Annotated in this window: 14 protein-coding genes; 12 read left to right on the top strand and 2 right to left on the bottom strand. The window is 61.9% G+C overall.

What is annotated here, in order from left to right; translation table 11 throughout:
• The first annotated feature begins 218 nt into the window (after positions 1–218).
• The 7 genes from VJR68_RS09900 (at position 219) to VJR68_RS09870 (ending at position 6,329) form a co-directional block, all read left to right on the top strand.
• Positions 219–1,205, top strand: coding sequence for an IS110 family transposase (locus VJR68_RS09900; RefSeq protein ID WP_324147510.1), 987 nt, complete (start codon positions 219–221; stop codon positions 1,203–1,205).
• A gap of 94 nt (positions 1,206–1,299) precedes the next feature.
• A complete protein-coding gene (locus VJR68_RS09895) occupies positions 1,300–1,695 on the top strand; it encodes a hypothetical protein (protein WP_324147509.1) in 396 nt (131 codons plus the stop codon).
• A gap of 62 nt (positions 1,696–1,757) precedes the next feature.
• Entirely contained in the window at positions 1,758–3,488 is a 1,731-nt protein-coding gene (locus tag VJR68_RS09890; protein ID WP_324147508.1) for a copper resistance system multicopper oxidase, read from the top strand.
• The gene (locus VJR68_RS09885) at positions 3,485–4,264 is read left to right on the top strand and encodes a copper resistance protein B (protein ID WP_324147507.1); all 780 of its coding nucleotides are present in this window, start codon (positions 3,485–3,487) and stop codon (positions 4,262–4,264) included. Before VJR68_RS09890 ends, VJR68_RS09885 begins: the two co-directional genes overlap by 4 nt.
• 11 nt (positions 4,265–4,275) lie before the next feature.
• Positions 4,276–4,836 carry a cytochrome c gene (locus tag VJR68_RS09880; protein WP_324147506.1) on the top strand — a complete coding sequence of 187 codons (561 nt, stop codon included), beginning with the start codon at positions 4,276–4,278 and terminating at the stop codon, positions 4,834–4,836.
• Between the two features lie 210 nt (positions 4,837–5,046).
• Entirely contained in the window at positions 5,047–5,817 is a 771-nt protein-coding gene (locus tag VJR68_RS09875; protein WP_324147505.1) for a sulfite exporter TauE/SafE family protein, read from the top strand.
• 143 nt (positions 5,818–5,960) lie between these two features.
• On the top strand, positions 5,961–6,329 hold the full coding sequence (locus VJR68_RS09870) for an HU family DNA-binding protein (RefSeq protein ID WP_324147504.1): 369 nt from the start codon (positions 5,961–5,963) through the stop codon (positions 6,327–6,329).
• A gap of 81 nt (positions 6,330–6,410) precedes the next feature.
• Here VJR68_RS09870 and VJR68_RS09865 read toward each other — a convergent pair whose 3' ends face one another.
• Positions 6,411–7,103, bottom strand: coding sequence for a class I SAM-dependent methyltransferase (locus VJR68_RS09865; protein WP_324147503.1), 693 nt, complete (start codon positions 7,101–7,103; stop codon positions 6,411–6,413).
• Between the two features lie 210 nt (positions 7,104–7,313).
• On the opposite strand from VJR68_RS09865, the gene aqpZ reads away from it, so the two are divergent.
• Positions 7,314–8,057 (top strand): aquaporin Z, encoded by a 744-nt coding sequence (aqpZ, locus tag VJR68_RS09860; protein WP_324147502.1) that lies wholly within the window; start codon positions 7,314–7,316, stop codon positions 8,055–8,057.
• A 194-nt stretch (positions 8,058–8,251) separates the two neighbouring features.
• Positions 8,252–9,241, top strand: coding sequence for a DedA family protein/thiosulfate sulfurtransferase GlpE (locus VJR68_RS09855; protein ID WP_324147501.1), 990 nt, complete (start codon positions 8,252–8,254; stop codon positions 9,239–9,241).
• A 112-nt stretch (positions 9,242–9,353) separates the two neighbouring features.
• On the opposite strand, the gene VJR68_RS09850 is transcribed toward VJR68_RS09855, so the two are convergent.
• Complete coding sequence (locus VJR68_RS09850; RefSeq protein WP_324147500.1) at positions 9,354–10,397, bottom strand: hypothetical protein; 1,044 nt, start codon at positions 10,395–10,397, stop codon at positions 9,354–9,356.
• 552 nt (positions 10,398–10,949) lie between these two features.
• Here VJR68_RS09850 and VJR68_RS09845 point away from each other — a divergent pair.
• From VJR68_RS09845 to VJR68_RS09835, 3 genes are all read left to right on the top strand, one after another.
• Positions 10,950–13,034: a S46 family peptidase gene (locus tag VJR68_RS09845; protein WP_324147499.1), complete on the top strand. Its 2,085-nt coding sequence runs from the start codon at positions 10,950–10,952 to the stop codon at positions 13,032–13,034.
• Between the two features lie 371 nt (positions 13,035–13,405).
• The gene (locus VJR68_RS09840) at positions 13,406–22,033 is read left to right on the top strand and encodes a GH36-type glycosyl hydrolase domain-containing protein (RefSeq protein WP_324147498.1); all 8,628 of its coding nucleotides are present in this window, start codon (positions 13,406–13,408) and stop codon (positions 22,031–22,033) included.
• Positions 22,030–22,713, top strand: coding sequence for an HAD family hydrolase (locus tag VJR68_RS09835; RefSeq protein WP_324147497.1), 684 nt, complete (start codon positions 22,030–22,032; stop codon positions 22,711–22,713). Before VJR68_RS09840 ends, VJR68_RS09835 begins: the two co-directional genes overlap by 4 nt.
• The last annotated feature ends 145 nt before the right edge of the window (positions 22,714–22,858 follow it).

Below are 22,858 nucleotides of genomic sequence, written 5' to 3'. Positions count from 1 at the left end.
CATCCCAGCCTTGTATCTTGTTTTTGTGGCGGCCAGCTACCGTCACATGGCTTAGAGGAAGCTCGCTCCCAGCCTTAAGGGCCAACCTTGCGGCGTAGATAAAGCCCTCTAGCCCACTTGCACACCTCATCGACACTGGACGGTATCCAAGGGCAAAGACCCTGCATGTACAAGGCAATTGGGTGTGACGGTTGATGTCAGTAAACCAAGAGGCATTCATGGATTTCTATTTAGGAATTGATGTTTCCAAAGCCAAGCTCGACTGTTTGCTGCTGAAGACTCAAACCGGCAAACGCAAGTCCAAATCGCTTGAGAACACGCCCAGCGGCGTCAAGGCATTACTGGCCTGGTTAGCCAAGCAAGCGGTTAGCACCGCGCGGGTCCACGTGGTGATGGAGCCCACCGGCGTCTATCACGAGGCGGCAGCCTTGGCGTTGAGCGATGCGGGCATCCGGGTATCGCTAGTCAACCCGCTGCATCTGCGCCGCTACGTTCAAAGCCTGGGCGTGCTCAGCAAGAACGATGCGACGGATGCGTTGATGCTTGCGCGCTTCGGCAAAGAGCGTTGCCCTGAGCCATGGCAGCCGCCCAGTGCGGCGGTCCGCCACCTGCATGCGCTGCTGGCGCGCCGGGACGCCATCGCCCAGGATATCCAGCGCGAGCAAAACCGCCTGGATCAGGCCGTGCTGAGCAAGGCTCCTGAGCCGGTGCTCGCCTCGATCCGCTCCAGCCTTCAGCACCTCCACGAGCAGCAGCGACAACTCCAGAAGGCCACCTCTGAACACATCGACGATGATCCTGATCTGCGCGACAAGCATGCGTTGCTGCACACCATCCCCGGGGTGGGCGATCGGGTCGCGGATCGCTTTACTGCGCTTTTGGGCGACGCGCGCTTTAAGTCGGCCGAACAGTTGGCGGCCTACCTCGGATTGATTCCGGTGGAATGGAAATCGGGTACGTCCGTGCGCGCTCCCGCTCGGCTATCTAAAGCCGGGCCCGCCCACATCCGCGGCTTGCTTTACCTGCCTGCCGTGGTGGCCAAGCAGCATAATCCGCACATCAAAGCGCTCTATGAGCGCTTGCTCGCCCGTGGCAAAACCAAAATGGCCGCCATCGGCGCCGCCATGCGCAAGTTAGTGCACTTATGCTTTGGTGTTGTTCGTTCCGGCCAACCCTATGCGAAAGATTGGCCGGTTAAAGCTTGACGAGCAAGACGGTATCTACATAAGCGACCCACGCGAAAACCTGGACCTACTCCAGAGTTGCAGTCACAAACGCACCGACCCTAAGCTTGCACCCATGTCCCCAGCGTTCTCGCTACGCCGCTTCGCCAACTCGCGCCTTCTGCGCGTGACGGCCATGCTCGCGTGGTTGCTGATGGCGATATCCCTGCCTGCCGTTTCGGCGCATGCGATGAATGGCGAAAGCAACAACGCAGCAGGCATGGCGTCGATGATGATGGATCACGCCATGCATGCCGACGCCTCGGCAACGGATGGCCATCACTCCGATCACTGCTGCGGCAACACCGCGCATGTGACGTGTCATTGCGATGCGATGTGCGGCGCGGCGCTGCTTCCTGGCGTGCCTGCGCTGCATGACCCGGCGCGATTGGCTGCACTGCGGATTCCGCTGCGCGGCATCGCTGCACCCACGCTTCAACTCACTCCTCCCTTGCGACCACCGGCGGCCTGACGGCGTTGATGCCATCGCCTGGCGACGTGCCGGGCCGTTTTGTTTCGCTTGGGAGTCATCACATGAACAGGTATTACCCGCCGCCAGCGGTCGACGTGGCGCGGCGGCGATTCGTCCAGGGCCTTGCCGTGGGCGGCGCTGCGGCTGCGCTGGGCGTGCTGCGGCCTGCAGGCGCGGCCGTTGCCAACCCCCCAGTGCTTACCGGCACGGACTTCGCCTTGAGTGTCGGCGAGATGCCGGTGAACGTCACCGGCACGCGCAGCATCGCCACCACCGTCAACGGCAGCCTGCCAGGGCCGGTTCTGCGCTGGAAAGAAGGCAGCCAGGTTCGCTTGCGCGTCACCAACCGGTTGCGCGTGCCAACCTCCATCCACTGGCACGGCATCATTCTGCCGTTCGACATGGATGGCGTGCCGGGCATCAGTTTCGACGGCATCGCGCCGGGCGAAACCTTCGTCTATCACTTCAAAGTACGGCAATCCGGCACGTACTGGTATCACGCACATTCGGGCTATCAGGAACAAACCGGTTTGCTCGGCGCGCTGATCATCGATCCCGCCGGCAGCGAGCGTTTCGCCGCCGATCGCGATCACGTCATCGTGCTCAATGATTGGAGCGATGATGACCCCGCCAGCATCTATGCGCGCCTGAAGAAAAGCAGCGACTACTACAACACCGCCCAGCCCACCGTGGCGGACCTGATCCGCGACGCGCAACACATGGGCCTGCGCGAAGCGTTCGCCAAGCGCCGCATGTGGAATGCGATGCGCATGAACCCGTCCGATCTCAGCGACGTTACCGCCTACACCTATACGTACCTGATGAACGGACAGCCACCTGCCGGCAATTGGACCGGTCTGTTCCGCCCTGGCGAAAAAGTGCGGTTGCGCATCATCAACGGCTCGGGCATGACGATCTTCGACGTGCGCATTCCCGGCCTGAAAATGACTGTGGTCAGTGCCGACGGGCAGGATGTGGCGCCGGTGCCGGTCGATGAATTCCGCATCACTCCCGCCGAAACCTACGACGTGATCGTGGAGCCGCAAGAAGACCGCGCGTACACCGTCTTCGCGCAAAGCATCGATCGCAGTGGCTACGCTCGCGGCACGCTGGCGCCGCGTGCGGGCATGGAAGGCGACGTGCCGGCGATGGACGCGCGCGTGTGGCTGAGCATGCAGGACATGATGGGTGACATGTCATCGCACGGTGATCACGCACACCACGACATGCAGGGCATGGATCATATGCAAGACATGCCGGGCATGGCCATGCACGATCAGCCTCCAGCCAAGCTGAAAACCGGCTCCAGCGTTGACATGCGCGTAGCCACGCCACGTACCAGCCTGGACGATCCCGGCGTGGGCCTGCGCAACAACGGCCGGCGTGTGCTGACCTATGCCGATCTGCACACGATCGGCGGCTCGATCGACCAACGCGAGCCGGAGCGCGATATCACACTGCGCCTCACCGGCAACATGGAGCGTTACATGTGGTCGTTCGACGGCGTGAAGTTCTCGGATGCCAAGCCGATCCGCTTCAACCATGGCGAAAGGCTGCGCATCGTGCTCATCAACGACACCATGATGCATCACCCGATCCATCTGCACGGCATGTGGAGCGAGGTGGAAAATGCCGATGGCGATTTCCAGGTGCGCAAGCACACGGTTTCCGTGCAGCCCGCGCAGCAGATCAGTTATGCGGTCACGGCCGACAATCCCGGGCGCTGGGCTTATCACTGCCACATGTTGTTTCACATGGAAGCGGGCATGTTCCGCGAGGTGGCGGTGGCATGAACGCACGTAGCTATCCGAAAAAAAGAGCGGCGTGGCTGGCATGCGTGGCGCTGGTCATGCCTGGCACCGGCATGGCGCAGGATGCCTTGTCGATGTCGCATCACGACGAGCCGTCGCCGGCCATGCAGAACATGGATATGAACGACAGTGCCAGCTACGGCATGCTGCTGGTCGACCAGCTGGAATACACGCACGGTTACGGCGGTAATGGTCCGCAATGGGAAGCCGAAGCGTGGTATGGCCATGACAGCGACAAACTATGGCTGCGCAGCGAAGGGGAGGGCAATGGTGGGCGCATCGAGCAGGGTGACGTGGAAGCGTTATGGAGCCATGCGGTGTCCGCTTTCTGGAGCACGCAGCTCGGCATCCGCCACGATCTTGGCGTGGGGCCGCAACGCAATTGGGCGGCGTTTGGCGTGGAGGGGCTGGCGCCTTACTGGCTGGAACTGGAAGCCACCGGCTATGCCAGCAACGAAGGCCGCCTTGCCGCACGCCTGCGCGCGGAGTACACCTTGCGCTTCACCCAACGCCTGATGTTGCAGCCGGAGTTCGAGATCAATCTCTATAGCAAGGCCGACCCTGCGCAAAACCTCGGCAGCGGGGTGTCGGATACGCAGCTTGGGTTGCGCCTTCGCTACGAGATAACGCGGCAATTTGCACCGTATGTGGGTGTAGTGTGGTCTCGCCGCTGCGGCACCACGGCCGCGTTCGCCCGCATGGAACGCGAGCCTGTGTTCGACCGGCAATTCGTGGCCGGCATCCGTTTCTGGTTTTAGGGAATATCCCCATGAAAACAGCCATCAGCACGTTTATCGTCCTTGTGATTCTGGCCTTGCTGGCTTACGTGTATGCCTGGTCCGGTTACTACAACATAGGCGCGGATGTGCCGCATTCGCCGGCGACGTACCGCCTTTTGAGCATGGCAAGAGAACGCTCGATAGCGCAGCACGCGCAATCCATCAACGTGCCTAACCTGGACGACCAGGTGTTGATCCTGAAAGGCGCCGGCCAGTACGCCGCCATGTGCACCGAGTGCCATCTGGCGCCGGGCATGAGCCATTCGGAATTGCGTGCGGGCCTGTACCCGCAACCGCCGGTGCTCGGCAAGGAGCCCATCGATCCGCGCGAGGCGTTCTGGATCATCAAGCACGGCATCAAGCTGACCGCGATGCCAGCGTGGGGCGCCACGCATGACGATCAAACCATCTGGAGCATCGTGGCCTTCGTGCGCAAGCTGCATGGCATGACGCCGGCGCAGTACAAGGAGATCGTCGCCAAGGCGCCGCCGGATGAAGACATGGACATGGATCACGACAAGGGCGATATGCAGGACATGCACGCGCATTGATGCATGCGCTTGCCAAAATGCTCGATACCTCGCGGCGGGTGATGGCGAGTGGGAAATCCGTGTAGGTTGGGGTGCGAACCTCAACATCCCGATCTTGCACGCATGCTGATGTTGGGGTTCGCACCCCAACCTACCCATGCGAGATTTCGTACCAGCCCCCAAAACCTCCACGCGTTACGCTAGCCACGGCCATCCATCGCGAGGTTCGCCTTGTTTCTTTCGCACGACCTACTTGCCGTGGCATGCGGATCGCTGGTCGGCTTTTCGCTCGCCTTGATCGGCGGTGGCGGTTCGATCCTCGCCATGCCGCTGCTGCTTTACGTGGTAGGCCTCAAGGATCCGCATCTGGCGATCGGTACCAGTGCGCTGGCGGTATCGCTCAACGCTTTCGCCAACGTGGTTCCGCATGCGCGTGCGGGCCATGTGCGTTGGCGTGCTGCTTTCGTGTTTGCGGTGGCGGGTGTGCTCGGTGCTTATCTCGGTTCGAGCCTGGGCAAGATCATCGACGGTCGGCGCCTGCTGATGCTGTTTGCCTTGCTGATGCTGGTGATCGCCGCGTTGATGATGCGCGGCAGGCATCGCTACGACAGCGCAAGCCAGCCGCGTCGCGACATGTTCCAGCGTCTTGGCGTGATCGGTTTCGGTGCCGGTGGATTGGCCGGTTTCTTCGGCATTGGCGGCGGTTTTCTGATCGTGCCGGGACTGCTGTTAGCCAGTGGCATGTCCATGATCGAGGCGGTCGGCACGTCGCTGTTCTGCGTGGGTGCGTTCGGCATGACGGCTGCTTTGAACTACGCCTTGTCCGGATGGGTGGCCTGGCCGGTCGCTTGGGAATTCGTTGCCGGTGGCATCGTCGGCGGATGGCTTGGCTCGTGGGGTGCGCATAAATTGGCCAACATGCGCGGCGTTCTTAGCATGCTTTTTGCCCTTGTGATCCTGGCGGTTGGTCTATTCATGCTGGCAAAAAGCTTGCTTCTCTAGGCGTTTTGAGCTGGATAGCCTGGCCGGAAGCATCTTTTTGGGCTTTTTTTGCGGTTGCTAGTTGGCGAGAGCGAAAATTTCGCCTACATTTCGCTCGCCGAGAGGCAAACATTTCAACAACTCAATAAACGATGGGGTAGTCCATGGCAAAGAAGGCAGCAAAAGGCAAGTCGGCGTCCAAGGCCGCCGCCGCTCCGAAGCCGATCAAGGATGCACTGAGCAAGTCGGGTCTGGTTGCTCACCTGGCAGAAACCACCGGCCTCGCTTCGAAGGACGTGCGTGGCGTTCTGTCCGCACTGGAAGGTGTGGTGCACGCGTCGGTCCACAAGAAGGGCGCCGGCATGTTCACTCTGCCTGGCCTGCTGAAGATCACCGCTGTCAATGTGCCGGCCAAGCCGAAGCGCAAGGGCATCAACCCCTTCACGAAGGAAGAGCAGTGGTTCGCTGCTAAGCCCGCCACCGTGAAGGTGAAGATCCGTCCGCTGAAGAAGCTCAAGGACGCGGCGCTCTGATCCACGCCAAAAAGCCGTTGTGCCAAGCAGCGGCTTTGTAAACCAGACGGGATGCGTCACTGCAAGGTGGCGCATCCCGTTTTACGTTCGGCCTTCCAAAACGCCGTGGCGTTCGGCGATGAAAACCACGGAGGCCGGGCGCCCGGTTTGCGGGTGCACGGGCTCGCGCAGTTCGCGCACATACCACCCGGTAGCGGTGAACAAGGCCATCCAGCTGGCCAGCGTGCGGAAATACCACGGCGCGGGAGCCGGGAACGTGGCGTCGAAACCCTTCCAGTTTTCCAGCCGCCAGCCATCCGCGTAAGGCTGCTCGCCGCATGCCGCCAGCGGATGCACGGTCTGCACCATCAACCGCCCGTTCGCCTCCAACAGCGATGGCAGTGCGGCAAGCAGTTGTTCCACAGATGCCTTGCCAAGCAGCGAAAAATTGCAGACCAGCGCTTCCGCGCGTTGCTTCAGTTTTCCCGCGATGATGTCCTCGTAACGGGCCACGGCGAACTGTCCACCTGCTTCGCACGCGCGCTCGATCAGCGCCGGTACCGCGTCGACACCCATCGCCCGAATGCCGCGCGCAGCGAGGGCGCGCACCAGCCAGCCTTCACCGCAACCGATGTCCAGCACCGAGGCAGGCCGGCTCTCCAGCACAGCATCGATGATGGCCTGGTCGGTAACCAGCCGCCGGCTTTCAAGCAATGCATCGCGCACCACCTGCGTCCAGGCCGCGGCATTGCGATGCCAGCTGTGCAGGAGCTGTGCTTCGTCGGATTCATGCATGTTCGGTGGACTCTTGGGAAATACGATGCGCCGGAGATGCCGCCCCAGAGTGGATATCAACGGCGTCTTTCATTCAACCGGTGGGCGTGGTATTTACGCGCTGTCCACGTCGGAAGCTAAGGATGCGCTCGCGGGGAATCAGGGGACGTAAGGCGTCGAAAAACGCTGGCGGCAATCTTGCTGCCGTTTCATTCATGGGAGACGACGATTATGTTCAAACGACTTTGCGCGGAATTTTTCGGCACGTTCTGGCTGGTGTTCGGGGGATGTGGCAGCGCGGTACTGGCTGCGGCTTTTCCGAATCTGGGTATTGGTTTTGCTGGCGTGGCGCTGGCATTCGGTCTTACCGTGGTCACCATGGCTTATGCCGTGGGCGGTATTTCCGGTGGGCATTTCAATCCGGCCATCACCGTGGGCTTGTTCTTCGGCGGACGCTTCAGCGGCAAGGATGTAGTGCCTTACATCGTTTCGCAGGTGATCGGCGCCATTGCCGCCGCCGCGGTGCTATACGTGATCGCCAGCGGCAAGCCGGGGTTCGATGCCACGGCCAGCGGTTTTGCTTCCAATGGCTACGGCGAGCATTCGCCGGGCGGCTATTCGTTGCAGGCCTGCATCATGAGCGAGTTTGTGCTCACCGCGATGTTCCTGATCGTGATCCACGGCGCTACCGACCGCCGCGCACCGGCCGGCTTCGGCCCGCTCGCGATCGGCCTGGCGCTGACCTTGATCCACCTGATCAGCATCCCCGTCACCAATACCTCGGTGAACCCTGCGCGTAGCACGGGCGTGGCGATTTTCCAGGGCACCTGGGCGCTGCAGCAGCTGTGGATGTTCTGGGTAGTGCCGTTGCTCGGCGGCGCAGCAGGCGGTCTGATCTTCCGCTTCCTGCTGGGCGAGGAAGCCGCCAAGCCAAGCCTCACGGCGGGTGCGCAACCGGGTGTGAGTAACGCCTGACCTTCGGGCTGGGATGAAATTGTAGGCTGGGATGACAATCCCAGCATGTATGGGCATGGCGATGCTGGGATTTCATCCCAGCCTACGCGTGCTCCATATCCAGCCCATTTTTGGCCGCAATACCCCCGCTAATCAGCTTGCATTTCCCCCCGCCAACCCCAACGATGCGTGCATCCGACCCGAGGTGATTTCCGGTGACGCACGCAATCATCGAACTGATTGCCGAATACGGCTTATTGCTGGTTTTCATCAACGTTTTGGTGGAGCAGGCGGGGTTGCCGTTGCCGGCCGTACCGACCCTGGTCGTGGCCGGCGCTTTGTCTTCGCTGGGCAGGCTTCCGCTCACCGCCGTGGTCCTGGTTGCCTTGCTCGCCTGCCTGATCAGCGACTTTGCCTGGTACCTGGCCGGCCGCCGGTACGGTGCATCCGTCATGCGCACGCTCTGCCGCATTTCGCTGTCGCCGGATTCGTGCGTCAAGCAATCGGAATTGCGCTTTCAGCGCTGGCGCGGGCAAATCCTGTTGATTGCCAAATTCGTGCCCGGCCTTTCCACCATCGCCCCGCCCTTGATGGGCGCGATGCGGCTGCGGCCGCAGATCTTCATGCTGCTCGACGCCCTCGGCTCGCTGCTCTGGATCGGCCTGATCGTTGGCCTGGGTTATGCGTTTTCGCAGCAGATCGACCGTGTGCTGTTTGCGCTGGCCAGCGCTGGCACGGTTGCGGTGGAAGTGCTGTTCGCGCTGCTGATCGCCTACGTGATCGTGAAATGGTGGCAACGCAAGCGGTTGTTGTTGTCGCTGCGGCTGGCGCGCATCACCGTGGATGAGCTGCATCAATTGATGGAAGACGGCAAGCAGCCGGTAGTGGTCGACGTACGCTCGCAAGCAGCACGCCTGGTCGACAACCGCATCATTCCCGGTTCGTTGATGGCCAATCTCAGCGGCATCGACCAGGACCTCGACCAGGTGCCGATCGATCAGGAAGTGGTGATCTATTGCAGCTGCCCCAACGAAATCTCTGCGGCCAAGGCGGCGAAGGGGCTGATGATGCAGGGCTATCGCAAAGTGCGTCCCTTGCTGGGCGGACTTGATGCGTGGGCGGATGCGGGATATGAGATCGAGCTGCTGACGGTGCAGCCTGTGGCCGTGGCAGATACGGTTGTCGCGTCAGGCCATGCGCATTGAGAGTGTTCTGCGTGATCGCATAGGCTGGGATGTCGATCGTAGGCTGGGATGAAGTCCCAGCTTTCTTTCGAATCCTGATGCTGGGATTTCATCCCAGCCTACGCCTTACACATTAACCGCCAAAATCATCATCACCATGCACAATGGCAATGCCATTCGTCGCCGTGTTGTTGATCGTCACGCTGCTCTTCAAATTGAAATTGCCATCGCCATCCACGTTGAAGATGGAAACGTGCGATACCGTGCCGTTCGCATCCACCACGGCCGCAAGACCATCGCCATAGGTGATGTCGGTGGGATTGCCGTTGAAGCTTGCCACCACCGCGGCATCCTGCACGATCTTCTGGCCATACACCGCATAGCGCGATACGGAGCGGCTAGGCGAATTGGCCGAGAACAGGAACGGACCATCCAGCGTCACCCAGCATGGCGCCATCTGTGTACCCGATCCGGTCACCGTCAGCACGGCATTGTTGCGCACCAGGCTGATCTCGTTGGCGTGCGCAATCGTCACGTACGCATCGTTGCCGCGCGTGGCGAGCCCGAACGGCGCATTCACGTTGGCGGGAATATTCGCCACTAGCCTCGTCGCACCGGTCACGACACCATCGTGAGACAAGCCGATCGTCTCGATCGCATTGCTCTTTTCCGTGATGACCAGCTGGCCATCCAGCACACCCACTTGCGCCGCCGAACCGTCGGCAATCGCCAGCTGCGCTTCGCCATCGGCGTTGGACGCCACGCCGTAGCGATCGATGCGGTGCGATTCGATATGCGTGGCGGTGAGGATGTACAAATGATCACGCCCGAACGCGACGCTGACCGGATTGGTGATGGCTGGCACCAGCTTTTCCAGTTGCAGGCCTTCGCGTGATTTCTTGAAGACCGAAACATTGCCCGAACCGAAATTCACCACCGCAAGCAATCGGCGGTTTTGGGCAATGCCGCCGGCATTACCGCTGACGCCGCCCGCTCCGTTCGTATGAATTTGCTCAACCAGCGCGCCTTGCGTGTTGTAGACCAATAATTGATTGCTGGCCGTATTGGATGCCGTGACGATCAGGTCGTCGTCATGCCAGCCAGCATTGCCTTGCGCCTGGACCGCACCTGCCACCATCAGCGCCAGCAGCGCTGAACCATAGACTGCCTTTTTCATGCGTATGCCTCGAAGGGTAGGTAAGGAATCACGGCACCCCTGCATGCCGGACAGTCGTCGACGACCCGGGCACATTACGAGCGTGGAAGCGGCATCACTATGTCTGGCGATCCGGCATTTGTTGCCGTGCGTCGTCGGGCAAAAAACAAGCGTTAAGCCGCGTTATACAAATGTGCGAGAGGCAATTCCCTCCCCTGCGTTAGTAGGGGAGAGCTAGGGTCAATGCTCCGAACTTAAGCGCAATCCCCATGTTCGTCATCCCAGCGAAAGCTGGGATCCAGCGACTTTTGAGCTCAAAGGCACTGGATTCCAGCTTTCGCTGGAATGACGTTGATGGGGTCCTCGGCGATGAGCGACCTTAAGTTCGGAACACTGGGGCTAGGCTGGGGTGCGGGCGAGGCGAGCGGCGGAGCCGAACAACCTCGAAAAAAACATCCATGCCGGCTGACGGCTGGACAGCGCCAAACATGCCAACGGTGCTATTGTTGGCCCATCCCAACCCTCCGATACTCGCCATCTCGGGCGCGCTGCGCCCACATCGGGGAGCGAACCATGAAGCGAATGCTGGGTGTGGCATTGACCGGCCTGCTCGTTGCCGGCTCAGGTACCGCGATGGCGGACGAAGGCATGTGGACGCTGGATCATCTGCCGGTCAAGCAAATGCAGCAGCGCTACGGCTTCACGCCAAGCCCGCAATGGACGGACCTGGTGCAGCACGCCGCGTTGCGCCTGGCCGAAGGGTGCACCGGCTCGTTCGTATCGGCCAATGGCCTGGTGATGACCAATCACCATTGCGCCAATAGCTGCCTGTCACAGCTCTCCAAGGGCCACGAAGACTACATGTCCAACGGCTACATCGCGCTCAAACAGGAAGACGAGCCGAAATGCCCCGACGTCGAACTCAACCAACTGGAAACCATCACCGACGTCACCGCGCAAGTGAATGCGGCGACCGCCGGCAAGACCGGCGCAGACCGTGTGAAAGCCGAGCGCGCCATCGACAGCAAGCTGGAACAGGCTTGCGTCAACGGCGACGCCAAAACCTGGCGCTGCGACGTGGTCACGCTCTATAACGGCGGTCGCTACGCGCTCTACAAATACCGCCGCTATCAGGATGTGCGTCTGGTGTTCGCACCCGAGCAGAGCATCGCTTTCTTCGGCGGCGATCCGGACAACTTCAATTTCCCGCGCTACGACCTGGACGTTACGTTCTTCCGCGCTTATGTCAACGACAAGGCGGCGAGCACACCGCAGTTCTTCAAGTTCTCGCCGACGGGCCCCAAGGCCGGCGAGATGACTTTCGTCATCGGCAATCCCGGTTCTACGCAACGCGGCATTCCATGGGTGCAATTGGCAGCCATGCGCGATGCGCGCCTGGTGCCGTTCTTCGGCCTTCTCTCCGAACTGCGCGGCGTGCTGTGGCAATACGGCCGCGCCGGCGCCGAGGAAACGAAAGAAGCACAGGAGCCGCGCTTCTACATCGAAAACAGCATCAAGGTTTTCAATGGCTGGCTGCAGACCTTGGCCGATGAAACCTTCATCGAGCAAAAGAAGAAACAGGATGAAGCCCTGCGCGACTGGATGGCTGCCACGCCGGAGCGCCGCGCGAAATACGGTAATCCATGGACAGATTTGGATCGCGCCCAAACCCGCAGCAAGGAATTGAGAGCGCGCTACGACATGCTCGAAGGCGGCGATGGCTTTGCCGAGCGCACCGGCGAATTGTTCGGCTATGCCCGCACACTGGTGCGCGCCGCAGCCGAGCGCAGCAAACCCGATGGCGAGCGCCTGCCGCCATACCGCGATGCAAATCTGCCGGCCGTGCAGCAGACCGTGGAATCGAACGCACCGATCTACCCGCACTACGAGCAGACCATGCTGTCATGGTCACTGGAAAAACTGCGGCAAGTATTGGGAGCGGACGATCCCACCGTGCACGAAGTACTTGGTAAGCAATCGCCCGATCAGCTCGCGCAACAACTGGTGAGCGGCAGCAAGCTCGCCGATCCCGCCGTGCGCAAGCAATTGTGGGATGGCGGCGAAAAGGCGATCGAAGCATCGAACGATCCCTTGATCAAACTCGCCATCCAGATCGATCCGGAATCGCGCCAGATACGCAAAGCCTACGAAGACGACGTTACCGCACCCACCCAGAAAGCCGACGAAACCATCGCCAAGGCACGCTTCGACCGCGATGGCATGTCCAGCTATCCCGATGCGACGTTCACCCTGCGCCTTTCCTACGGCAAAGTGACCGGCTGGAACGAGAACGGCAAACCCGTGCCGCCCTTCACCTATATCGGCGGCTTGTATGAACGCGCCACCGGCGCCGACCCATTCAAGCTCCCCGACAGCTGGGCCAATGCGCAAAACAAGCTCGATGCAAACACTCCGATGAATTTCGTCACCGACAACGACATCATCGGCGGCAACTCCGGCAGCGCCGTGATCGATCGCGAAGGCCACGCCGTAGGCTTGATCTTCGACGGCAACATCCATTCACTCGGCGGCGATTTCGTCTACGACGGCAGCAACAACCGCGCCGTCGCCGTGGACACCGCCGTACTGCTGGAATCCGTTCGCAAGGTCTACAACCTGCCGCGGCTTGCGGATGAATTGACGCAAGGTCACCTGTAAGCACATTCCTTGCAGCAAACTTTATCTTCGCGACACTTACTCCCTCCCCTGCGAGAGTAGGGGAGGGGTGGGTTGCTTGTGCTTTAGCGCGCGGTTGAATACAAGAGTTCGTAGGCTGGGATGACAATCCCAGCATCGACTGCGCAACGAATGCTGGGATTGTCATCCCAGCCGACGAATCTCCCGGCAGAGTACGGTCTTGTGCGGCAGGCTCCTATAACGTCCGCATACGCACTCGCGTACCAGAATTTCACGCTCCGCCAGCTACTTTTTAATTTCAGCGCACCGTGACGCATGCCCAACCGGCGTGCGAAACACGCTTGGGGCTAGCCCGGCTCCGGCGGAGGTCGTGACCGAGCCGGACGGGAGCGATGTACAAGACCAGCCCATCCACGTTGTTGCAGGCGGCACTTCATACCCATTCGGCGGCGCAGTACGCCGAATCGCTGGCGGCGGGCGGGTCGTCGACAGAGCCGGCGCTGCGGGCGGAGTTGTTCAGTGCCGAGCAGATGGAGCAGCACGGCATGGCGCTGGCCAGGCAGCACAAGCTCAGTCCGCGCTCGTCGTCGGATCGGTTGCTGAAGCGGCTGGATGAAAACGCGGCCCTGTTGTTGCAAGCGTGTGAAGCGCTGACGGCGGTAGCCAAGAGCAACCGGCGCATTTCGCCGGCAGCGGAATGGTTGCTGGACAACTATTACCTGATCGAAGAGCAGATCCGCATTGCGCGCAAGCACTTGCCGCGGCAGTACAACCGCGAGTTGCCGTGCCTGGTGCAGGAAGGCGAGGGCAATGGTCTGCCGCGGGTGTACGTGCTGGCGCTGGAAACCATTTCGCATGGCGATGGCCGCGTGGATGATGAAAGCCTGAGCCGCTTCATTACCGCCTACCAGAACGTGCAGCCGTTGAAGCTGGGCGAGCTGTGGGCGATTCCGATCATGCTGCGCCTGGCGCTGATCGAAAATCTGCGCCGCGCGGCGGTGCGTGTGCTGTCGGATTGGCGTTATCGCGAGCAGGCCGGCAAATGGGCTGATCTGATGGTAGAGATCGCCGAACGCGATCCGAAGAGCGTGGTGATCGGCGTGGCCGACATGGCGCGTTCCGATCCGCCGATGACCAGCGCCTTCGTGGCGGAGCTCGCGCGCCGCCTGCAGGGGCAGAGCCCGGTGCTGGCGATGCCGTTGACCTGGGTGGAGCAGCGCCTGGCCGAAACCGGCTCCAGCATCGAGCACGAGTTGCAGCGCGAAGCGCAGGAGCAGGCGGCCAACCAGGTTTCCGTCGGCAACAGCATCGGCAGCCTGCGCCATCTTTCGGCGATCGACTGGCATGCGTTCGTGGAGCGTCTGAGCACCGTCGAACAGACGCTGCAGAAAGATCCGGCCGGCGTGCATCCGCATATGGATTTCGCCACGCGCGATCAATATCGCCACGTCATCGAACGGCTGGCGCGTTCCAGCCGTTTGACCGAAGGCGAGATCGCCCAGCATGCCATCGAACTGGCGACGACCCATGCGACGGAACATGCGGTCACCGGCATCGGCGCACACGTGGGTTATTACCTGATTGATGAGGGCCTCCCGGCGCTGGAGAAGAAGGCCGGCTATCGCTATCACGCGTGGGCGAACCTGCGGCGCGCCTTGTTGCGTCATGCGCTGCTGTTGTACCTGGGGATGATGGTGTTGCTGACGCTGTTGTTGGCCGCGCCCATCGTGCGTGCCGCCGGCATCAGTCGGTTTCCGGATTGGGCGTTGGCGCTGGTCGCCATCCCGGCGGTGCTTGCTGCCAGCCAATTTGCGCTGGGATTGGTGAACTGGATCGTCACCGTCACCACCTCGCCGAGCATGTTGCCGCGCATGGATTACACGCTCGGCGTGCCGCCTGCCGCGCGCACGCTGGTGGCGGTGCCGGCCTTGCTGGGCAGCGCGCAGGATGTGGAAGACATGATCGAGGCGCTGGAAGTGCACTTCCTCGCCAACCGCGACCAGAACGTGCACTTCGCCTTGCTCAGCGATTTCAAGGATGCCGAAGAGGAATGGCTGGAAAACGACCAGTCCATCCTGCGTCTTGCGCGGCAACATGTCCAAGCATTGAACGCCAAGTACGCGCCCGGTTCCGGCGATCGTTTCTTTTTGCTGCATCGTCCGCGCCGTTTCAATGCCGCAGACAACGTGTGGATGGGTTACGAACGCAAGCGCGGCAAGCTCAACGATCTCAATCATCTGTTGCGTACCGGCAACGCCGAAGCGTTTTTGCTTACCGTGGGACCGCTGGAATCGCTGCGTGGCATTCGCTACGTGATCACGCTGGATGCGGATACGCAGCTGCCACGCGATGCCGCGCAGGCGTTGTCCAGCGTGATGGCGCACCCGCTCAACCAGCCGGTTTACGACGCAGCCACGGGCCGCATGCTGCGTGGCCACGGCATTCTGCAGCCGCGGCTTGGCATCAGCCTGCCCAGCAGCGGACGGTCGCGCTACGCCATGCTGTTTGGCAGCGACGTCGGCATTGATCCGTACACGCGCATGGTGTCGGATGTCTATCAGGACTTGTTCGGGGAAGGTTCTTTCATCGGCAAGGGCATCTACGATGTGCAAGCCATTGCGCAGTCGCTGGACAACCGTTTTCCCGATAACACCATTCTCAGCCACGACCTGATCGAAGGCTGCTATGCGCGTTCGGGCTTGCTCAGCGACGTGCCGCTGTATGAGGAATATCCCGCCAGTTACGTCGGCGATTACCAGCGCCGCCATCGCTGGGTGCGCGGCGACTGGCAGGTGCTGCCATGGATCTTGCCGCGCGTACCCAATGCACAAGGCGTGCGCGTGAAAAACACGCTGGATGGCCTGTCGCGCTGGAAGATTTTCGACAATCTTCGGCGCAACCTGGTGCCGCCTTCGTTCGTCGCCTTGCTGCTGATCGCCTGGATCGGTTTGGCGCAGCCGATCATCTGGACCATCGCGGTGCTGGCCTTGCTGTTCACCTTGCCGCTGTTGTCCTCGTTGCTGGCGCTCGTGCAGAAGCAGGAAGACATTGCGCTGACGTCGCACCTGAAGTCCGCGCTGAGTCCGGCCGGCCAGCATCTTGCGCGTGCGCTGTTCAACCTGGCCACCTTGCCGCATGAGGCGTATTACACGCTGGACGCGATTGCGCGCACGCGTTGGCGCATGCTGGTGAGCCGGCGCAACCTGCTGCAATGGCGCACCTCGCGCGACGTGGCGCAGGAAGGCACGCAATCGACCGCGCGCACCTATCGGATGATGTGGATCAACCCGGTACTGGCCGTGGCAGGCGCGGCGGCAGTGTGGTCGCGACAGCCGCTGGCGCTTGCGCCGGCCGTGCCGATTCTGTTGCTGTGGTTCATTGGCCCGGTAGTAGTGCGTTGGTCGAGCGAACGGCGCAAGGAAGTGGCGTTCGCACCATCACGGCGGCAGAGGCGTTTCTTGCGTGCGCTATCGCGCCGCATCTGGGCCTTCTTCGAAACCTACGTCGGTGCGGAAGACAACTGGCTGCCGCCCGACAACGTGCAGGAGGTGCCGGCCACGGTGGTGGCGCATCGCACCTCGCCGACCAATATCGGCTTGTCGTTGCTGTCCTGCCTGGCTGCCTACGATTTTGGCTATGTCACGGCCGGTCGAATGCTGGAGCGTGTGGCGAAAACCGTGCAGACCCTGCAGGGCATGTCGCGCTATCGCGGCCATCTGTACAACTGGTACGACACCGTCACGCTGCAACCGCTGGCGCCAAATTATGTGTCTTCGGTGGATAGCGGCAACCTCGCGGCGCATCTGCTGGTGTTGCGCCCCGGCTTGCTCGCCTTGTTCGACGAACCCGTATTCCATCCTCGCTTGCTGGAAGGCTTGCGCGATACGCTCACGCTGATGCGCGATGCCATGCCGGACGGCCATGCCGACGCTGCCGTTTCCAGTTTGCGCCAATTGCTGCGCGATCACGTGCAGCAACCGTCCGCCTCCCTGGACCGCGTACTGGTCCATCTGGTAGATCTGCAGATGCGTTTCGACAATCTCGGCACCGCGGTTCCGCGCGACGATGCTGGCGAAGCGCCGTTCTGGTACCAGCGCCTGCGCGAGCAGCTTGCCGATATCCGCCGCGAAGTGGATCAGGTGTCCGCATGGATCGCGCATCTTCCGGAGCAGGAAGGCATTCCCAGCTTGCGTCAGGTCTTGCTCGCATCGGGCACCAATGGCGATAGCGATGCAGCAAGCCCGAAGGCGCGCCGCGATGAAATCCTGCGCCTGGCTTCGACGATCTCGGAGCTGGCGACGATGGATTTCCGCTTCCTGTTCGATCCACGCAAGAAGCTCCTCTCCATCGGCTACAACGTCGACGAGCGCCGGCTGGACGCCAGTTGCTACGACCTGCTTGCTTCCGAAGCGCGCCTGGCGAGTTATCTCGCCATCGCGCAAGGCCAATTGCCGCAGGACAGCTGGTTCGCGCTCGGCCGCCTGCTGACCAGCGCGGGCGGCAAGCCGGTGCTGTTGTCGTGGTCCGGCTCGATGTTCGAATACCTGATGCCGATGCTGGTGATGCCCACCTACGAAGGCACATTGCTTGACCAAACTTGCCGCGCCGCCGTGCAGCGGCAGATCGAATACGGCCAGCAGACCGGCGTGCCGTGGGGTGTTTCCGAATCCGGCTACAACACCGTCGACGTGCATATGAATTACCAGTACCGCGCGTTCGGCGTGCCGGGTCTGGGGTTGAAGCGCGGGCTGGGCGAAGATGTGGTGATCGCGCCGTATGCCAGCGTGATGGCCTTGATGGTGGCGCCATCCGAGGCCTACACCAACCTGGAACGATTGGCGGCAGAAGGCAGGCGAGGGCGCTTCGGTTTTTACGAAGCCGTCGATTACACGCCTGCTCGCGTGCCGCATGGGCAAAGCGCCGTGACGGTATCCTCGTTCATGGCGCATCACCAAGGTATGAGCCTGCTGTCGCTGGCCTATCTGCTGCTCGATCAACCGATGCAGAAGCGCTTCGACAACGATCCGCAATTCCGCGCGGTGTCGCTGCTGCTGCAGGAGCGCGTGCCGAAGAATGCCACCGAGTATCTGCAAAGCATCGGCTTCGAGACCTGGCAGACCGGCATGGCCACCGCCGACCATCCGCTGCGCGTGTTCACCGATCCGAACATGCCGCGCCCCGCGGTGCAGCTGCTGTCGAACGGCCGTTATCACGTGATGATGAGCAGCGCGGGCGGCGGTTACAGCCGTTGTCGTGATCTGTCGGTGCATCGCTGGCACGAAGACATCACGCGCGACAACTGGGGACAGTTCTGCTATCTGCGCGACGTGGAAACCGGCGAATACTGGTCTACCACCTACCAACCCACGCTGGCCAAACCCGATCATTACGAAGCGATTTTCTCCGACGCACGCGCGGAATTCCGCGTGCGCAAGCACCACTACGATGCGCATACCGAGATCGTGGTGTCGCCGGAGGACGATATCGAACTGCGCCGCGTGCGCCTGACCAATCGCGGCCGACGTCCGCGCACCATCGAGATCACCACCTTCGCCGAACTGGTCATCGCGCCGCCGATGGCCGACGCCTCGCATCCGGCTTTCAGCAATTTGTTCGTGCAGACCGAATGGGTGGCCACGACGCAAGCCTTGATCGGCACGCGCCGCCCGCGCGCGAATGACGAACGCGTGCCGTGGATGTGCCATGTGATGGCCGTGCACGATGCGACGATCGACGCCATTTCCTACGAGACGGATCGCGCGAAATTTATCGGCCGCGGCCGCAACATCATGCGGCCGCAGGCGTTGAGCAAGCTGATATCGAATACGCAGCTTTCCAACACGGTGGGGTCGGTGCTTGATCCGATCGTGTCGATTCGCGTGCGTATCACCCTGCCGCCGGAAGCGTCTGCGACTGTCGACGTGGTGACGGGCGTGGCGGAAAACCGTGATGCCTGTTTGCATCTGGCTGACAAGTACCGCGACCGCCATTTGGCCGATCGCGTCTTCGACCTGGCATGGACGCATAGCCAGGTGTTGCTGCAGCAACTCAACGCCACGCATGCGGATGCACGGCTATACGAGCGCATGGCCGCATCCATCCTGTACGCCAATACCTTGTTGCGTGCCGAGACGAGCGTGCTGCTGGCCAACCGGCGCGGGCAATCGGGCTTGTGGGGGCAGGCGATTTCCGGCGATCTGCCGATCGTGTTGTTGCGCATTGGTGATATCGCCAATATCGAACTGGTGCGCCAGCTGGTGCAGGCGCATGCGTATTGGCGCATGAAGGGCCTGACGGTGGATCTGGTGATCTGGAACGAAGACCAGGCCGGCTATCGGCAGGAATTGCAGGATCTGATCCTGGGGCTGATCGCCTCCAGCGTGGAAGCGAGCCTGATCGATCGTCCGGGCGGCATTTTTTTGCGTCCTTCGCAGCAGTTGTCAGTGGAAGATCGCGTACTGGTGCAATCCGTGGCGCGCATCGTGCTCCACGACAGCCGCGGTACGCTGGTCGAGCAGATCGAGCGCCGGCGCGTGGAGTCGCAATTGCCGGCGCTGGTGGTCAGCAGGCCGGGCGGCGCGGAACCAGGGGCGATCGAAGACAGCACGCAAGCGCTGTTCGACACGCTGCAGTTGAGCAACCGTTATGGTGGCTTTTCGCCCGATCTCAGCGAGTACGTCATCATCCAGCGTCCGGGGCGGCACACGCCGGCGCCTTGGGCCAACGTGCTGGCCAATCCCGATTTCGGTTGCGTGGTGTCCGAGGCAGGGAGTGCCTATACCTGGGCCGAAAACTCGCACGAATATCGCCTGACGCCCTGGCACAACGACCCGGTCAGCGACAGCTGCGGTGAAGCGCTGTACGTGCGCGACGAGGAAACCGGCCGCTATTGGTCACCCACGCCGCTGCCGCACCGTGGCAAGGGTGCGTACGTCACGCGGCATGGTTTTGGTTATTCGGTGTTCGAACACGTCGAGGATGGCATCCATACCGAGCTGTGGATGTACGTGGCCCTGCATGCGTCGGTGAAGTTCTGGGTGCTGCGCGTGCACAACCTTTCAGGCCGCACACGGCGCTTGTCCGCCACGGGCTACGTGGAATGGGTGCTGGGCGATATGCGCAACAAATACGCCATGCACACCGTCTCCGAGTCCGATCCCGTCACCGGCGCCTTGCTTGCGCGCAATGCATACAACACCGAGTTTCCAGGCCGCGTGGCGTTCTTCGACACCGACGCCTTCACGCGCAGCGTGACCTGCGATCGCATGGAATTCATGGGCCGCAATGGACATCCGCGCGCGCCATCGGCGATGAGCCGCGTTGGTTTGTCCGGACGTATCGGCGCCGGCCTTGATCCGTGTGCGGCGATCCAGGTGCCGTTCGAACTGGGCAAGGATGAAACGCGCGAGGTGATCTTCCGGCTCGGCGCCGCGCACGATGCCAAGAGTGCGAGCGATCTGGCGCATCGCCATCGCGGTTCGAATGCGGCGATGTCGGCACTGGAAGAAGTACGCATGCATTGGCGCTGGACGCTGGGCCGCGTGCAAGTGAAAACGCCGGATGTGGCCGTGAACGCGCTCGCCAACGGCTGGCTGATGTATCAAGTGATTGCCGCGCGTTTCTGGGGGCGCAGCGGCTATTACCAATCCGGCGGCGCATTCGGTTTTCGCGACCAGCTGCAGGATTCCATGGCGATGGTGCACGCCAGCGGCTACAGCGCACGGCAGCACCTGTTGCTGTGCGCCGCGCACCAGTTCGTGGAAGGCGACGTGCAGCACTGGTGGCACCCACCTTCCGACCGCGGCGTGCGTACGCATTGCTCGGATGATTACCTCTGGTTGCCGCTGGCGGTGAGCCGCTACGTACACACCACGCACGACACCGGCGTGATGGATGAGCGGATCGGCTTTATCGAAGGCCGCCCGGTGCGGCCGGAGGAGGAATCCTATTACGACCTGCCGCTGCGTTCGCAGCAGAGCGCCACGCTGTACGAGCACTGCGTGCAGGCGATCGAACGCGGCATCAAGGCGCGCGGCCCGCATGGTTTGCCCTTGATCGGCACTGGCGACTGGAACGACGGCATGAACAAGGTCGGCGAGAAGGGCACCGGCGAAAGCGTGTGGCTGGGCTTTTTCATGTACCAGGTGCTGACGTCGTTCGCCGAAACCGCGCGGCGTCACGACGACGAAGCCTATGCCAGGCGCTGCGAAGAAGAAGCGCGCAAGCTGGCCGATGCACTCAACGAACACGCATGGGATGGCGAGTGGTACCGTCGCGCGTATTTCGACGATGGCACGCCGCTGGGTTCCAAGCAGAACGAGGAATGCCGCATCGATTCCATCGCGCAGAGCTGGTCGGTGCTGTCGGGCGCCGCGCCGATGGAGCGCCGCCGGCAGGCGCTGGAATCGCTGGACAAGCATCTGGTGAAGCGCGATGCCGGCATTATCCAGTTGCTCGATCCACCGTTCGATCGTTCGCCGCTCGACCCCGGCTACATCAAGGGCTATGTGCCCGGCGTGCGTGAAAACGGCGGCCAGTACACGCATGCGGCGATCTGGGCGACGATGGCTTTTGCCGCCATGGGCGATGCGCGCCGCGCGTGGGACATGCTGCACATGATCAGCCCGATCAGCCACGGCAGCGGCGAGCGCATCGACGTGTACAAGGTGGAACCCTATGTGGTTGCCGCCGACGTGTATTACGGCGGCGTGCACGACGGCCGCGGCGGCTGGACCTGGTATACCGGCTCGGCCGGCTGGATGTACCGCCTGATCGTGGAATCCCTGCTGGGCCTGCGCGTGGAGGGGGAAAGCCTGTACATCGACCCCGTGCTTCCGCCAGACTGGCCGGACTATCGCCTGAGCTACCGGCACCGCGAGACCGACTACCAGATCGTGGTGCACGCGGCGCAGGGCAGGGCAGAACCGCGCCGCATCCTGTTCAACGGCAAGCCGGTCGAAGGCGACCGGTTGACGTTGATCGATGATGGCGGCGAGCACCAAGTGGACGTCTATTTGTGAACCAAGCCAACGCTTCGCACGTATTTTTGCTGGATGTCGACAACACCTTGCTCGACAACGACCGCTTCGGCGCCGACCTGCGCGCGCATCTCACACGTGAATTCGGTCAGGCGGAATGTGATCGCTACTGGGCGATCTACGAACAACTGCGCGATTCGCTCGGCTACGTCGATTACCTCGGGGCATTGCAGCACTTCCGCCTGGAAAACGACACGCGCCCGGGCATTTTTACTCTGTCGTACTGGATACTCGATTACCCGTTCGAGCAGCGGCTGTATCCCGGTGCGCTGGAAACCATCGACCAGCTCAACCAGCTGGGACGCGCGGCGATTCTTTCCGATGGCGACGTCGTGTTCCAGCCGCACAAGATCGAGCGCGCCGGCATCCGCGGGGCGGTGCGCGGCGAGGTGTTGATCTTCGTGCACAAGGAACTGGCGCTGGACGAAATGCTGGCGCGCTATCCCGCCGCGCATTACGTGATGACGGACGACAAGCCTAACCTCCTGACCAAGATGAAGCGCAAGCTCGGCGAGCGCCTTACCACCGTGTTCGTGCGCCAGGGCCACTACGCCTCCATCGCGAACCTGGACGAGCTCGATCCCGCGCCGGACTACATCATCGGCTCCATCAGCGAGCTGCCAGCGCTGGCGGCCGAGTTGGTGGGGGCAGCCGCGGCCTGAATGGACCGCGACCGCTAACGCGGCGCAGACGAAGGATTGATGCTTCGTCACCGATAATTTGCCGCTGCCTGATTTGCTCCCTCCCCTACGTGTAGTAGGGGAGGGCTGGGGCGGGGTGAAGCGAATCTCGCGGTGAATTCAAACT

This window comes from Dyella sp., from assembly GCF_035277725.1.
In the GTDB taxonomy this organism is placed as follows: Bacteria; Pseudomonadota; Gammaproteobacteria; order Xanthomonadales; family Rhodanobacteraceae; genus Dyella_B.
Note: the sequence above shows the minus strand (reverse complement) of the source record. Positions and strands in the feature narration are given on the sequence as shown.

Bases quoted from the DNA above. Each gene is read 5' to 3' on its own strand.
- VJR68_RS09880 (WP_324147506.1), top strand. From the start codon at position 4,276: ATGAAAACAGCCATCAGCACGTTTATCGTCCTTGTGATTCTGGCCTTG.
- VJR68_RS09870 (WP_324147504.1), top strand. From the start codon at position 5,961: ATGGCAAAGAAGGCAGCAAAAGGCAAGTCGGCGTCCAAGGCCGCCGCC.
- VJR68_RS09885 (WP_324147507.1), top strand. From the start codon at position 3,485: ATGAACGCACGTAGCTATCCGAAAAAAAGAGCGGCGTGGCTGGCATGC.
- VJR68_RS09900 (WP_324147510.1), top strand. From the start codon at position 219: ATGGATTTCTATTTAGGAATTGATGTTTCCAAAGCCAAGCTCGACTGT.
- aqpZ (WP_324147502.1), top strand. From the start codon at position 7,314: ATGTTCAAACGACTTTGCGCGGAATTTTTCGGCACGTTCTGGCTGGTG.
- VJR68_RS09850 (WP_324147500.1), bottom strand. From the start codon at position 10,397: ATGAAAAAGGCAGTCTATGGTTCAGCGCTGCTGGCGCTGATGGTGGCA.
- VJR68_RS09865 (WP_324147503.1), bottom strand. From the start codon at position 7,103: ATGCATGAATCCGACGAAGCACAGCTCCTGCACAGCTGGCATCGCAAT.
- VJR68_RS09895 (WP_324147509.1), top strand. From the start codon at position 1,300: ATGTCCCCAGCGTTCTCGCTACGCCGCTTCGCCAACTCGCGCCTTCTG.
- VJR68_RS09840 (WP_324147498.1), top strand. From the start codon at position 13,406: ATGTACAAGACCAGCCCATCCACGTTGTTGCAGGCGGCACTTCATACC.
- VJR68_RS09845 (WP_324147499.1), top strand. From the start codon at position 10,950: ATGAAGCGAATGCTGGGTGTGGCATTGACCGGCCTGCTCGTTGCCGGC.
- VJR68_RS09890 (WP_324147508.1), top strand. From the start codon at position 1,758: ATGAACAGGTATTACCCGCCGCCAGCGGTCGACGTGGCGCGGCGGCGA.